Below are 13,017 nucleotides of genomic sequence, written 5' to 3'. Positions count from 1 at the left end.
TCAATGCCCCGTCAGGGCGATCGGCGCCGGGTGGGCCAACCCGCCGCGGCACTTGAGCACCCGCACTTGTGCCGGCCGGGCCTCGACCGCCAGACGCAATGCCGCGGGCGATGCATTGACCGCCTCACTCAAGGAGCGCCAGGCAAACGCCAGGGTCTGGCCGGTTTCCGCCGCCACCTGCAAACGCCGCAAGGCCCGGTCATCGGCCTTGCGCGGCCAGCACAACACCGCGCCGCAACTGCCGGAACGCAGGCACTGCTCCACCGCCCACAGCGCGTCGCGCTCCTCGGCCTGGATGATGGAAAGCTTGCGCACATCCACCCCGGCGTTCTGCCAGGCATGGGGGTACGGCGTATAAGGCGGCGCCACCAGCACAATGCGCTCGCCCTGGGCCGACAAGCGCGCCAGGGTCGGCAGTACCAGCTGCAACTCGCCCACACCGTCCTTGGCCATCAGGATTTCACTCAAGGCAGCTTCCGGCCAGCCGCCACTGGGCAGCACCGCATCCAGCGCCGCCAGCCCCGTGGGGTGCACGCTGGCCGGTGGTGCGGCAGGCCGGCCCTTCCAGACTCGCCCGCCATTGAACAGCGAGTCCAGGGCAACCACGGCGCCCATCAGCCTTGCCTCACCAGGCCACAGAACACCCCTTCAATGGCCAGGTCCTGATCGGGTCCGACCACGATGGGTTGATACGCCGGATTGCGTGGCAACAGGCGAACCCGGTCGCCGCTGCGCTCGAAACGCTTGATGGTGACTTCACCGTCCAGGCGCGCCACTACAATCTGTCCGTTCAAGGCTTCGACGCTGCGACGCACGCCCACCAGGTCGCCGTCGAGAATGCCGTCTTCGATCATCGAATCGCCCTGCACCCGCAGCAGGTAGTCGGGGGTTTTCGCGAAGGTGGCAGGGTCCAGTTGCAAGCGGCTGTGCACTTCGGCATCGGCGCCGATGGGCCGGCCGGCCGCCACACGGCCAAGCACCGGGACATCCAGCCACTCGGCACGCGCGGGTTGATTGAGCAGGCGAATACCACGGGCCTGGTTGGGGTTGACCTCGATAAAGCCAGCTTCAGTCAGGGCCACCACATGCTTGCGGGCGACGCTGCGCGAGGCGAAGCCGAACGCCTCGGCGATCTCGGCGAGGCTGGGGGGCTGGCCTTGTTGCGCGATGCGGTCACGGATGAAGGTCAGGATGGCGGTACGGCGGGGGGTCAGGTTCGTCATGGAGTACATTTGTACTCCTCTGGGAAATTTCTGACAATTACCGTCAGTCGGGGTTGAGGTTAGCGAGGTGGTTGCGCGACTCTGATCCGGGAGCTTGATTTCATAACGGTCTGATTGACTGCACCCGGTAAAAAATGTGGGAGGGGGCTTGCTCTCGATGGCGGTGGGTCAGTCCTAGATGCGTTGCCTGATACTCCCTCATCGGGAGCAAGCCCCCTCCCACATTGGATCGCAGGTGCGTCAGTGGGATCATCGGCGGCTGTCGGGCCGCTGCGCGAGCAAGCTCCCTCACCAGCCTTCTTTCAGCATCTTCAGTTCAAGGTGCAGCAACAACATGATTGTCTTGCCATCCACAATATCCCCACTCTGCACCATCTCCAGTGCCTGCTCGAAGCCTAGTTCGAGCACCTCGATATCCTCGCCCTCCTCTTCCAGGCCGCCGCCCGCACCCACCCGATCCCCCGGCTGATACTCGCCCATGAAAAAGTGAATCCGCTCAGTCACCGAGCCTGGGCTCATGAACGCCGCGTAGATTTGCTCCACATGCCCCACGCGATACCCGGTCTCTTCCTCGGCTTCCAGGCGGATGCGTTCTTCAGGGCTGGCGTTATCCAGCAAGCCGGCCGCCGCTTCGATCAGGTAGCCGGGATAGTCGTTGACGAAGGTGGGCATGCGGAACTGGCGGATCAACAGCACCGTGCGTTGCCCGCGGTTGTACAGCAGGATCGTCGCGCCGTTGCCACGGTCGTACACCTCGCGGGTCTGGGCTTGCCAGCTGCCATCCCGGCGACGCAGGTCGAAGCTGTATTTTTTCAAGAGGTACCAGCTGTCCGAGAGGGTTTCTTCGGCGGTGATGCGAACGGGGCTGTTGTCCATAGTGGGCCTATGCAGGTGGGAACAGGTTCAGTGGCGATGGCTGCCGTTGAGCCGACCACCCTAACAACCTGCGCCTGGATTGTTCAATGCTGTAACACTTTGCTCTGCTACAACCGTCGCATTAATGCCTGCGCGCTCGGGCCATCTGGTAAAACCCGTGCTTCGCTTTTGTCCTGGAGCTTTCATGTCTTCTCGCTTTATCGCCCGCCTGGGCCTGCGCTGGCTGCCCTTGCTGTGCATGGCTGCGCTGATCGTCGGCCTGCCCGTCGGCTGCGCCGTGCTGCAACACAAGGAACGCGAGCTGGTGTTTCGCATCGAGCCGGGGACTGCCGGCTGGTACACCGGCCTGCCCAAGGCGGTGCAGGAATTCGAACTCAGGCCCGCCAATTTCAAATCGGGGCAGAACATTCATGGCTGGTGGTACCCGGCTGCGACGAAGGAGGCGCCGGCCATCCTCTACCTGCACGGGGTGCGCTGGAATCTCACAGGCCAGCTGTTTCGCATCGAGCAATTGCATGCCCTGGGCTTCTCGGTATTGGCCATCGACTATCGCGGCTTCGGCCAAAGCCACGGCGACCTGCCTTCGGAAACCACGGTGTACGAAGACGCACGCATCGCCTGGGAGCGCTTCCAGACCCTGCAACCGGACCCGGGCAAGCGCCTGATCTACGGGCATTCCCTGGGTGGCGCGGTGGCAATCGACCTGGCCGCCGAACTGGGCAAGCAGGTGCCGCTGCCGGTACGTGGGCTGGTGATCGAATCCACCTTCACCTCCCTCGCGGATGTGGCCACGGCTGTCAGCAATACCTCTTTGCCGGTGCGCTGGTTGCTGTCGCAGAAGTTCGATTCCATTGACAAGATTGCCGATATCCACATGCCGTTGCTGGTGGTCCACGGCCTCGACGACCGCTACGTGCCACCGCGTTTCAGCCAGCAGTTGTTTGAAGCCGCCCAGGAGCCCAAGCATCTGTTGCTGGTACCGGGCGCCAGCCATAACAACAGCATGAGCCTGGCCGGGCGCAGCTATGGCCAGGCACTGGACAGGCTGATGCGTATCAGGATGCCCGACCCGGTGGTGACTCACTCCACAGCGCGCGACAACGCATCATAAACAGGCTTTTCGGCACTGGGTTCGCGCTTGGCTGTCAAGCGCAAACCCTGCCCATGCTGGCCCGAAACAGAAGTTGATCAAATAATGACCTGCATTGAAATCGCCAACGCTGCCGGGCCTTCGTAAAGTTATCCACAGAGATACCCACGGTTTTCGTGGACAACTCTTTTTATTTTTTTACGATTTTTTTGCTCAGGCAACACATTCAGGAAAGCTCCCGGGCAGCAAAATCTCGCGGTTCACATCACGTATATCGTTATAGCCACACAGCGCCATCGACACGTCCAACTCTCGGGCGATGATGTCCAGCGCCTTGGTCACGCCCGCCTCGCCCATCGCACCCAGGCCATACAGGTGCGGGCGACCGATCATGGTGCCCTTGGCCCCCAGGGCGATGGCCTTGAGTACGTCCTGGCCGGAGCGAATCCCCCCATCGAGCCACACTTCGATGCACTTGCCCACGGCCTCGACAATCGCCGGCAGTTGGCTGATGCTCGACGGCGCGCCATCCAGCTGACGACCGCCGTGGTTGCTTACCACCAGCGCATCGGCGCCGGAATCGGCCGCCAGCCGCGCATCTTCCACGTCGAGGATGCCCTTGATGATCAACTTGCCGCCCCAGCATTTCTTGATCCACGCCACATCGTCCCAACTCAGGCGCGGGTCGAATTGCTGGGCGGTCCAGGACGACAGCGAACTCATGTCGGCCACGCCCTTCACATGCCCGACGATATTGCCGAAACCACGGCGCTGGGTGCCGAGCATGCCCATTACCCAGCGCGGCTTGGTCATCATGTTGAGGATATTCGGCAGGGTCAGCTTGGGTGGTGCCGACAGGCCATTGATCAAGTCCTTGTGGCGTTGCCCGAGTATCTGCAGGTCAAGGGTCAGCACCAACGCATCCACCCCGGCAGCCTTGGCGCGCTCGATCAACCGCTCGATAAACTCGCGGTCGCGCATCACATACAGCTGGAACCAGAACGGCTGGCCGACATGCTCGGCGATGTCTTCCAGGGAGCAGATGCTCATGGTCGACAAGGTATAACGCAACCCGAATGCGGCAGCGGCACGGGCGGTAAGAATCTCGCCATCGGCATGCTGCATGCCCGCCAGGCCGGTGGGCGCCAGGGCCACGGGCATGGCCATGTCCTGGCCGATCATCGTGGCGCGGATTGAACGCTCATCGATATTACGCGCCACCCTTTGGCGGAATTGGATGCGCGCAAAATCACTCTCATTGGCGCGATAGGTGCTCTCAGTCCAGGAACCGGAATCAGCGTAGTCGTAGAACATCCGTGGCACACGTTTCTGCGCCAGCTTGCGTAAGTCTTCGATGGTTGTGATCAACGACATCGGGTCACCTCTCCCTGAACTGAGGGAAGAGATTAACCGGCGATCGGCTGTGCAGCCAACCACTGGCTCGCAACCAACGTTTTATTGGCTAGGAGGTGCAGCGTGCGGCATAACCAGATGTTCGCTGTTCACCATCAAAAGAGCGTCCATCACCGCATGGCCGCTGGCCGTATTATCGAAGATGCACCAAGTGGGAACACCCGCCGCAGCCGACGGCTCCAGCAGCCGTGCATAGGCCTGCACACGCTGCAAGCCGTAGGCGCTGTGATAAATGCGCGGCGAGCCGTGCAAGCGCCAATACTGCACGCCTTGCCAGCCGGCGCCTGGGTCGATGACGGCCGGGTCGGCGTTTACCCGGCCTATCTGCATGTCCAGCAACATGGCCTCGGCGTCAAGCCAACTGGGGTGACGCGGCTCCAGCACCACGGCGCCGGCAAAACGCTGGCGCAGTGCAGTGAAAAAACCTGTGGCCAACGCCGGTTCATAGCGCAACGAAGGCGGCAGTTGCACCAGCAGGCAGCCCAGCTTCTGCTCCAGATGCAGGCACTGCTCAAGGAACTCATCCAGCGCGGTAGCGCACCCTTGCAAGCGCAGTTCATGGGTAATGCGCTTAGGCACCTTGACCGAGAAACGAAATGCCGATGGCACCGATTGCGCCCAGCGTGTATAGGTCTTGGGCAGGTGCGGACGGTAAAACGAACTGTTGATTTCCACCGCGTTGAAACGCGAGGCATAGCGCTGCAGATGAGTGCCCTCTTCGACAAACGCCGCCCAGTGTTCGCGCGGCAGGCTCCACCCCGCACATCCCACATACACAGGTGCCGTCAAAACAGCACCTTGGCTGCATCGCGCATGAAAATCTCGATGGTCTTGGGCCCGACCCCGTCAAACTCGCCGAGGCGCTGTTCGAAAGCGTGACGGTCCTCGCTGGCGTATTTGATCTGGGTGATCTTGCCCGCGTACTCGGCATTCAATTTGGCACTCAGGTCCAACAGGCGCTGGGCGGTGGTTTCGTCGTAGCGTACGTAGTGGGCACGCCCCAACATCGAAACCAGCTCACGGGAGGTGCAATGCTGCAGCTTGCGCGCAGTATCGCGGCCCTCCTCTTCGATAATCACCCGATACGCCTGGGCCGCAATCGGCGCCTGGATACGCTTGCCCATCAGAAAGCTGGCGATAAACCATTTAAACAGGCTGGCGTCATCATCGGGCTTGAGTTCGATGCCGAGTTCAGACGCCGTGATCGACTTGGCCATCTCAATGACCCAGCTTGCGCTCAGCCTTGTCGGCCTGCTCATTGATGGCGTCAGTCTGGCGCTCGGTATCCTTGATCGACGTCGGGGTCAGGACCTTGTCGACGGTTTCTGTCTTTGGGTCCGGATGCCCGAGGGTCTGTCCCTTGACGGGTTTTTCGGCACCTGTCTGGGCGTCTTCGGAGCTGATGGGGTTGGGGGTTTTGTCGGCAGTCTTGGCGTCAGTCACGGTGTATCTCCTGGCAGATGCGAGCCTGCGAAAATCGGCAGGCACTTATGCAGCAGAGCCCGCCGTAATTCGATAGTTCAAGGAAATTGCCCTCGTCACCGCTGGCGAAAAAACGCAAAAAAAATTTAAACCTTTTGCGCGGCCGCCGGCTCAACACTCAGGTAACGACATCACGTCATCCATAAGGAGATTCACCATGACTAGCAAGCTGATGAAACAGATGGGCCTGACCTTCGCACTGGCTGCGGGTTCGATTTCCGTTGCCATGGCGGCGACCTCCAATGACTTCGTCGACAAGGCCGCGCAGAGTGGTATCACCGAAGTCGAGGCCGGCAAGCTCGCCCTGCAAAAAAGCAGTTCGGCTGACGTGAAGACCTTCGCCCAGCACATGGTCGACGACCACACCAAGGCCAACCAGGAACTGATGGCACTGGCCAAGAAACATGATCTTGAAGTGCCGGATGATGCCGCGCTCATGGACAAGGCCAAGAAAGCCATTCTCGAGATGCGCGACGAATCCTTCGACAAGGCCTATGCCAACAACCAGGTCAATGCCCATGAAGAAGCCGTCGAACTGTTCAAGAAAGAATCGACTTCCTCGGACAACGCCGAGCTGAAGGCTTTTGCCAGCGAGAAGCTGCCGACCCTGGAAAAACACCTGAAAATGGCCAAGGAGCTGCAAAGCAAATACGCCAAGTAACCCACTCACCCACACAGGAGATATCCGCTCATGAGTGCACAACTCAACGGTAAGAAAATCCTGATCATCACCTCCAATACCGGCATCGAGCGCGACGAGCTGCTCAAACCCTTGGAAGCCCTGCGGGGCTACGGCGCCACCGTGACCCACGCTTCCAGCAAAGGCGGCACCACCCAGACCTTCGTCGGCGATACCGAAAAGGACGGGACCGTGGAGTCCGACGTGCAACTGTCGGATGTGGTCAGCGGCAACTTCGATGCGCTGGTCATCCCGGGCGGCACGGTGAATGCCGATACCTTGCGCCAGGATGCCGCAGCGCTGCGCCTGATCAAGGACTTCGCCGAAGCCGGCAAAACCATCGCGGCCATCTGCCACGGGCCATGGGCGCTGATTGATGCCGGCGTGGTCAAGGGCAAGACCCTGACTGCCTATAAAAGCGTGCGCATCGACCTTGAAAACGCAGGTGCCGCGGGTGTGGTCGATGCCCAGGTCAAGGAGTGCAAGGCCAACGGCTGGACCTTGATCACCTCACGTACGCCGGACGACTTGCCAGCGTTCAACGAGGCGATTGCCAAGGCTGTTGCCGGCTGATCACGAGATAAAAATCTCCAGGACGCTGGAGCTGAAAATGTGGGAGGGGGCTTGCTCCCGATAGCGGTGGGTCAGTGAAGCATAGGCTAGCTGACCTACCGCTATCGGGAGCAAGCCCCCTCCCACATTTTGACCTGGGCAGCATTGTGCAATCCTGCGGGAGGCCGACCATGCAAGCTGCACGAAAGCCAATCATTACTTAACTTATATCTACTTGATTTTAAACATAAATCTACCGAAGCAAAAGTTGGTACGCCTGATGCAATAGCCTGACTACGCGGCGTGCATTTCGACACGCCCGTCCACTACCGTGAGGTTCTACATGAATGCCATCGACCTTCTCAAAGCCGACCACGAACGCGTAAAGACCCTGCTGACCCAACTGAGCGAATCCACCGAGCGCGGGGTTAAAAAGCGTACCGAGTTGCTGGCCAAGCTCGAGATGGAAATCACCCTGCATACCCAGCTCGAAGAGGAAATCCTCTACCCCGCTTTCCGCAAAGCTGGCGGCAAGGAGCAGGACATCATGTACCACGAAGCCAAGGAAGAGCACCGCACCGTCGACTCGCTGGTGCTGCCCGACCTGAAGCAGACCGACCCGTCATCCACCGAGTTTTCCGGGCGGGTCAAAGTGGTCAAGGAGTTGCTTGAGCACCACATCGAAGAGGAAGAAACGGAAATGTTCCCCCAGGCCAGGAAATTGCTCGGCAAGGCGGTGCTTGACGAACTGGGCGCTGAAATGGAAGCGATGAAAGCGGCCTATAAAAAGGCCCACGCCAGCAAACCGCTGGCGGCCTGAGGTTCAAAACACAGTGTTCAGTCATGGCGCCAAGTCACTCTAGAGACCCCCAGCCCAGTAGCGACTGCGCGCTGGGGTTTTCCTGCCGCTATTACAACAATGCCCCGTATCGTCCAATACGGGGCATTGTCAAACACAGTCTGTAGCCAAGCTGCGCCTCAGTCTTTACGCGCTGAAGCCATCTCGCGCTTGGGCCCGAACAGCGCCCACACAATCAAGCCCAGCAACGGCACGAAGATCAGGATCACCAGCCACAGCCCCTTGCTCTCCCAACCACCGGTGCTGCGCAATACGACGTTGATTGCCCACAATTCCGCCAGCAGCAGAATCACCGCCAATACGATCCAGATATAGTCTACTTGCATGAATCACCTCCTGAGGTCTATGCATTAGGTCAAGTATCTGGCCTCAGGGTTCCATTCGATTTCGCGCAGCGTCTCAAGGCACGGGCAACCAACCACCGAAACGCGCCTGGCGAGTCAATGGACACCAGGCAAAGTCCCCTGCCGGGTCGGGCAACGCCTGGCGTTCGGCACCCAGTAATGGTGCGCCCTTCCAATCGAAAACCCTTGTACCTTGCCAGGCCAGCACTATGCCCAGGGCCTGGCTTTGATCGGTATTGACCCAACACGCCGCCGAGGCTGCCATAAAGGCTTCGATAGGCTCGTCGTCGATCTGCGCCCGGTAAGTCGAGCCCAGCAGCCAGCGGCACACGCTCAGGTGGTAGGTCCAATCCAGCGCCGGCTGATTGCGGTAGGCCCAGGTCATGAAACTGCGGAACAGGTTCAGCCCCTCCGGCGGGTCGAGCTTGAGCAGTGCCGGGCAGATATCAAACAACGTGTGCCAATGGGGCAGCAAGCGTGCATCCAGGTGCACGAAACAGCGGGAATTACTCGGGTAGTCGGGCAGCGCCGGCTCGCTGCGCAGGCGGCGGGACGCCTTGCTGACCAGGCGGTTGGCGCCTGCAGGCAATTGATGATTCATGGGTCGCACTCACAGTCGTGACGATAGAACGCCCCCTGGTCACAGGGGGCCCAAGGCACACGTCAGAAGTCTGGGGAAGCGCGGGGGTTGGCCGAGGGCCAGGAGTAACGCGGTGGCGCCTTATTGCGCCGTTCATGGGCTGGACGCGGGGATTGCGCCAGGCCCAACAGCCAGGCCAGGCCGATCAGGAAGACGATGGCGACGGTAACGGCGCTGCACACCGGGCAGGCAAAGTAGTTCGAGATGTTGCTGGAATTCGGGTTAGCCAACCCTTTATCGGAAATGGGCGACTGGCCGCCGTCGGCTGAACAGAACAGGCCACCGATGCCATTGAGTTGCTGGCCCATCATCTGGCCATGCCCCAAACCGCAGGCGAACAGGTTCATCAGCACGGAGAAGTACAGGGCCCAGGCGATCAGCGAACGGTCACAATGGCGCAATTTCATGGCGGCGACTCTACCACCGAAGCCGCAAAAGGTTGAAGTGCGGCGCGCCCCTGTGGCAGAACGTCGCAGATTACGCCGGTCAGCCAGGGTTGCTAGACTGTGGGCCCTCCTCGTTTCTACGTTTCAAAGCCTGGCTTTCAAAGCCTGATGTGTAGATCCAGAGCAATGCAGGCGTTTCACAGGATGCACAGTTAATGAGTACGTTATTCACCCGCCGCAAAGTGCTGACCGGCATGGGCCTGTTGGGCCTGGGCAGCCTGCTGGGCGGCTGTGACTACAGCCCCAAGCTGAATTTCAAATACGGCAAGGACCTCAGTGACAAGATCATGGGCCGCACCTTCAAGCTCAAGAATACCGACGGCAAAACCGTCACCTTGAGTTCGTACCGAGGCCTGATGCCGGTGGTGTTCTTCGGCTTCACCCAGTGCCCGGCGGTCTGCCCGACGACCCTGGCCCGCGCCGCCCAGGCCAAGAAGCTGATGGGCCGCGACGGTGAGATCATGCAGGTGGTGTTCATCACCCTGGACCCCGAGCGCGACACCCCTGAAATCCTCGACAAATACGTCAAGGCCTTCGACCCCAGCTTCGAAGCGCTCTACGGCACCCAGGAAGAAATCGCCGTGGCCGCCAAGGAATTCGGGATCTTTTATGAAAAGATCCCCGCCGGCGATACCTACACCCTGTCCCACACCGCCACCAGTTTCGTGTTCGACACCCGTGGCAACCTGCGCCTTGGCTTGCAGGCATCCCTTACCGCTCAAGAGTGTGCAGAAGACCTGCTCACCGTCATGGAGGTCTGCTAATGACTGCCGTTCAACATCTCAAGCGCCTGACCCTCGGCCTCACCCTGCTGGGCCTCGCCGCCCACGCCAGCGCCCAGGTACTGGTCGAAGACGCCTGGGTGCGCGCTTCCGTGCCGGGCCAACCGTCCAGCGGTGCGTTCATGACCGTGACCGCCGACAGCGACAGCCGGCTGCTCAGCGTGGCCTCGCCGGTGGCCAAGGACGTGCAGATCCATGAAATGAGCATGAAGGACGACGTGATGCGCATGGGCCCGGTGGACTCGGTGGCCCTGCCTGCTGGCAAAGCCGTCAAGCTCGACCCGAACGGCTACCACGTGATGCTGATGGGCCTGACCGGCCAGATCAAGGAAGGCGACCAGGTGCCGCTGACCCTTACGGTGCAGGATGCCAAGGGTGAAAAGCAGACGGTTGAAGTAAAGGCTGCCGCCCGTGGCCTGGATGGCATGGACCACAGCAAGATGGACCATAGCAAGATGCATTGATTGGGCTGTGGGAGCGAACTTGATCCAGTGGTGGCCTCAAAGCCGACCAGTTCGAAACGTCAAACTCGGTCAAAATGTGGGAGGGGGCTTGCCCCCGATGGCGGCCTGACAGCCGACCAGAATGTTGGATCAGACCGAGTACATATCCGTTATTTGGGCAACGGCCACTATTGGTTCCGCTTTTACAGCGGGTCACTTTTGAAAAGACGGTACGTGTCAATGTATCTGTCGCCTTACTACTGTTTTAGCAACCCATTGCGGCCTTAGCATCCGGTCGCTCCGGGTTCAGATAAACAGCTTCTGCAAGCTGCCAGTTACGTGTGTCCCCGCTCCAGCGGCTGGGATTAGCCGCTTTAGCGGACTTGTACAGATCATTGCGGGCTAGCAGCAAAGCCGGCGCCTTACCCTCGTGGCGCTCGTTCGGCGTCACGTACTTCAAGGCGCTGTGGCGGTGTTCTTCGTTGTACCACTCAACAAATTTCTGCACCCAGAGCCTCGCTTGAGTCAGGTCGTCGAACGGCTGGTCTGGCCACAGCGGGCAATATTTGGCTGTGCGGAAAAGCGCTTCGGCGTATGCGTTATCGTTGCTAACCCGAGGGCGGCTGAAGGACGGTTCAACACCCAGCGAGATCATGCTTTCACGCAGCAGCGAGCCCTTCATCACATGCCCGTTGTCCGAGTGCAGAATCAACGGCCGACCCGCGGTATGCTCCCGTAAACATCCCTTTTCAAGTAGTGCACAAGCATGTTCTGAACATTCGGACTCATGTACTTCGTTGGTCACCAACTTGCGGCTGTAGATGTCCTTGACCATGTACCAGTAGTAAAAACGGCCCTTGATGGTGGTGGGTAACCAAGTGATATCCCAACACCACACCTGATTAGGGCCGTCGGCACGATGTGTGGTCAAAACTCTGCGCTTGGGCGCCTTCGCTCGACCACGGCGTGTGTTCTGATTCGCTTCTCTCATCACCCGATAAAACGTGGACTCCGATGCCAAATAAATGCCTTCGTCCGCTAGTTTTGGGACGATTTGATGCGGTGTCAGGCTCGCATAACCAGGTTGATTGGCGGCATCCAAAACAGCCTGACGCTCTAGAGCGCTAAGTTTGTTTGGCGGCGCTTCGCGCTGGACTGTCTGGCGTCTGTCTACTGCGCAGGTTCGCCAGCGCTGGACTGTCCGCAGACAAAGCCCAAGTTCATTACACGCCCGAAATCGGCGCGCCCCACTGGCTACTGCTTCGGCGATCAGCCCTAAAACCTGTATACGATCGGAGGCGCTGATCAGTCTTCCTCGTCCTTGCCCCAAATCGCATTGGCTTTTTTTCTGAGCTCCAGCAAAGCCACCGCCTCCTTGCGATTAGCGTCGGAGCGAAGCAGTTGCCGCTCAAGCTCCTTAATTGTTGTTTGCTCGACGGATTGCTTCTTAGAGGGCTGAGGATCAAGTGTGTCGTTGGCGTTCTGGCACGCTAGGCGCCATTGTTGAATCTGCTCAGGATAAATGCCTTTGATTCGGCAGTATTGAGAAAGCTCAACCTCGCTCAACGGTGCGGTTTCCATAACGGCATTAAACTTATCGGTACTGGACCACTGATCACTTGTCTTGTTATTGCCTGGAACGACCAAACCTTTATCTCTAGCCATTTGTCTCCAATCTCGTAGTGACTGTGGGGTGACGCCGATTGCAACGGCGAGTTCTGCCACCGCTCGATTAAGGGGCGGCATCATTTGCAGAACCGCCCAATCTTTGAAGTCATTGTCATAACATTTCGGCATTGCCAAACACCTTCGCCCCCTTGAATGATTGAGTCAAACATCAGAGGTGACAGATAGGCTGACACGGGGGGAAGAGCCCAAAAGTAACCAAAAGGCTCTTGCCCCACCACTCGGCACCTCGCCCAGGCTCGGTGTGCCCGTAATCCGCCATGGATTTGGGAGGCCGCCGCCACGCGCCATCCATGGCGCGGGGCGGCTAAACCGGCATCCCTGCCGGTTTACCCCCCAAATCCCTGTCGAATTCCGGCCAGCGTGGTTTAACGGGGCGCCTAGGATCAAAAGCAGATCAAGATCAAGAGCGGCTCGCTTCGCATCGTGGTTACTGACGGTCGCTACGTCAGAGCTGTGTAGATACCCATGGCTATCGGGAGCAAGCCCACTCCCACATTTG

General features: G+C 59.6%; 17 protein-coding genes. 6 read left to right on the top strand and 11 right to left on the bottom strand.

Annotated elements, in window-relative coordinates; translation table 11 throughout:
• The 3 genes from imuA to NMB39_RS12440 all read right to left on the bottom strand — a co-directional run bounded on the left by imuA (position 1) and on the right by NMB39_RS12440 (position 2,099).
• Positions 1-615 (bottom strand): translesion DNA synthesis-associated protein ImuA, encoded by a 615-nt coding sequence (gene imuA / locus NMB39_RS12450; protein WP_057014782.1) that lies wholly within the window; start codon positions 613-615, stop codon positions 1-3.
• Positions 615-1,232: a transcriptional repressor LexA gene (gene lexA, locus NMB39_RS12445; protein ID WP_124400944.1), complete on the bottom strand. Its 618-nt coding sequence runs from the start codon at positions 1,230-1,232 to the stop codon at positions 615-617. Before lexA ends, imuA begins: the two co-directional genes overlap by 1 nt.
• 279 nt (positions 1,233-1,511) lie before the next feature.
• Complete coding sequence (locus tag NMB39_RS12440) at positions 1,512-2,099, bottom strand: NUDIX domain-containing protein (RefSeq protein WP_057025071.1); 588 nt, start codon at positions 2,097-2,099, stop codon at positions 1,512-1,514.
• Positions 2,100-2,283: 184 nt separating this feature from the next.
• Between NMB39_RS12440 and NMB39_RS12435 the strand changes: the two genes are divergently transcribed.
• Positions 2,284-3,210, top strand: a complete 927-nt coding sequence (locus NMB39_RS12435; RefSeq protein ID WP_494339153.1) for an alpha/beta hydrolase — start codon at positions 2,284-2,286, stop codon at positions 3,208-3,210.
• 192 nt (positions 3,211-3,402) lie between these two features.
• Here the strand turns inward: NMB39_RS12435 and NMB39_RS12430 are convergent, their stop codons facing one another.
• The 4 genes from NMB39_RS12430 to NMB39_RS12415 all read right to left on the bottom strand — a co-directional run bounded on the left by NMB39_RS12430 (position 3,403) and on the right by NMB39_RS12415 (position 6,045).
• Complete coding sequence (locus NMB39_RS12430; protein ID WP_494339154.1) at positions 3,403-4,563, bottom strand: alpha-hydroxy acid oxidase; 1,161 nt, start codon at positions 4,561-4,563, stop codon at positions 3,403-3,405.
• An 81-nt stretch (positions 4,564-4,644) separates the two neighbouring features.
• Positions 4,645-5,391 carry a DUF72 domain-containing protein gene (locus NMB39_RS12425; protein WP_231989024.1) on the bottom strand — a complete coding sequence of 249 codons (747 nt, stop codon included), beginning with the start codon at positions 5,389-5,391 and terminating at the stop codon, positions 4,645-4,647.
• Positions 5,388-5,819 carry a hypothetical protein gene (locus NMB39_RS12420; RefSeq protein WP_057025068.1) on the bottom strand — a complete coding sequence of 144 codons (432 nt, stop codon included), beginning with the start codon at positions 5,817-5,819 and terminating at the stop codon, positions 5,388-5,390. The genes NMB39_RS12425 and NMB39_RS12420 overlap by 4 nt, the downstream gene beginning before the upstream one ends.
• 1 nt (position 5,820) lies before the next feature.
• Positions 5,821-6,045: a hypothetical protein gene (locus tag NMB39_RS12415; RefSeq protein ID WP_057025067.1), complete on the bottom strand. Its 225-nt coding sequence runs from the start codon at positions 6,043-6,045 to the stop codon at positions 5,821-5,823.
• A 196-nt stretch (positions 6,046-6,241) separates the two neighbouring features.
• On the opposite strand from NMB39_RS12415, the gene NMB39_RS12410 reads away from it, so the two are divergent.
• The 3 genes from NMB39_RS12410 to NMB39_RS12400 all read left to right on the top strand — a co-directional run bounded on the left by NMB39_RS12410 (position 6,242) and on the right by NMB39_RS12400 (position 8,135).
• A complete protein-coding gene (locus NMB39_RS12410) occupies positions 6,242-6,745 on the top strand; it encodes a DUF4142 domain-containing protein (RefSeq protein WP_043050416.1) in 504 nt (167 codons plus the stop codon).
• Positions 6,746-6,775: 30 nt separating this feature from the next.
• Positions 6,776-7,336, top strand: coding sequence for a type 1 glutamine amidotransferase domain-containing protein (locus NMB39_RS12405; RefSeq protein ID WP_057025066.1), 561 nt, complete (start codon positions 6,776-6,778; stop codon positions 7,334-7,336).
• 322 nt (positions 7,337-7,658) lie between these two features.
• On the top strand, positions 7,659-8,135 hold the full coding sequence (locus tag NMB39_RS12400) for a PA2171 family ribosome-binding persister protein (RefSeq protein WP_043050414.1): 477 nt from the start codon (positions 7,659-7,661) through the stop codon (positions 8,133-8,135).
• Positions 8,136-8,293: 158 nt separating this feature from the next.
• Here the strand turns inward: NMB39_RS12400 and NMB39_RS12395 are convergent, their stop codons facing one another.
• The 3 genes from NMB39_RS12395 to NMB39_RS12385 form a co-directional block, all read right to left on the bottom strand.
• A complete protein-coding gene (locus tag NMB39_RS12395; RefSeq protein ID WP_043050413.1) occupies positions 8,294-8,500 on the bottom strand; it encodes a PLDc N-terminal domain-containing protein in 207 nt (68 codons plus the stop codon).
• 73 nt (positions 8,501-8,573) lie between these two features.
• The gene (locus NMB39_RS12390; RefSeq protein ID WP_367236493.1) at positions 8,574-9,119 is read right to left on the bottom strand and encodes a putative natural product biosynthesis protein; all 546 of its coding nucleotides are present in this window, start codon (positions 9,117-9,119) and stop codon (positions 8,574-8,576) included.
• 62 nt (positions 9,120-9,181) lie between these two features.
• Complete coding sequence (locus tag NMB39_RS12385) at positions 9,182-9,565, bottom strand: DUF2946 domain-containing protein (protein WP_494339155.1); 384 nt, start codon at positions 9,563-9,565, stop codon at positions 9,182-9,184.
• A gap of 194 nt (positions 9,566-9,759) precedes the next feature.
• On the opposite strand from NMB39_RS12385, the gene NMB39_RS12380 reads away from it, so the two are divergent.
• On the top strand, positions 9,760-10,368 hold the full coding sequence (locus NMB39_RS12380) for an SCO family protein (protein WP_494339156.1): 609 nt from the start codon (positions 9,760-9,762) through the stop codon (positions 10,366-10,368).
• Entirely contained in the window at positions 10,368-10,850 is a 483-nt protein-coding gene (locus NMB39_RS12375; protein ID WP_306958136.1) for a copper chaperone PCu(A)C, read from the top strand. The genes NMB39_RS12380 and NMB39_RS12375 overlap by 1 nt, the downstream gene beginning before the upstream one ends.
• Positions 10,851-11,094: 244 nt before the next feature.
• Here NMB39_RS12375 and NMB39_RS12370 read toward each other — a convergent pair.
• Positions 11,095-12,626 (bottom strand): IS3 family transposase gene (locus tag NMB39_RS12370; RefSeq protein ID WP_494339157.1). Its coding sequence is split into 2 segments (ribosomal slippage): positions 11,095-12,185 and positions 12,185-12,626, totalling 1,533 coding nucleotides; the frame shifts between segments, so codons are not numbered across the junction.
• Positions 12,627-13,017: the final 391 nt, after the last annotated feature.

This window comes from Pseudomonas sp. FBCC-B545, assembly GCF_059134095.1.
Note: the sequence above shows the minus strand (reverse complement) of the source record. Positions and strands in the feature narration are given on the sequence as shown.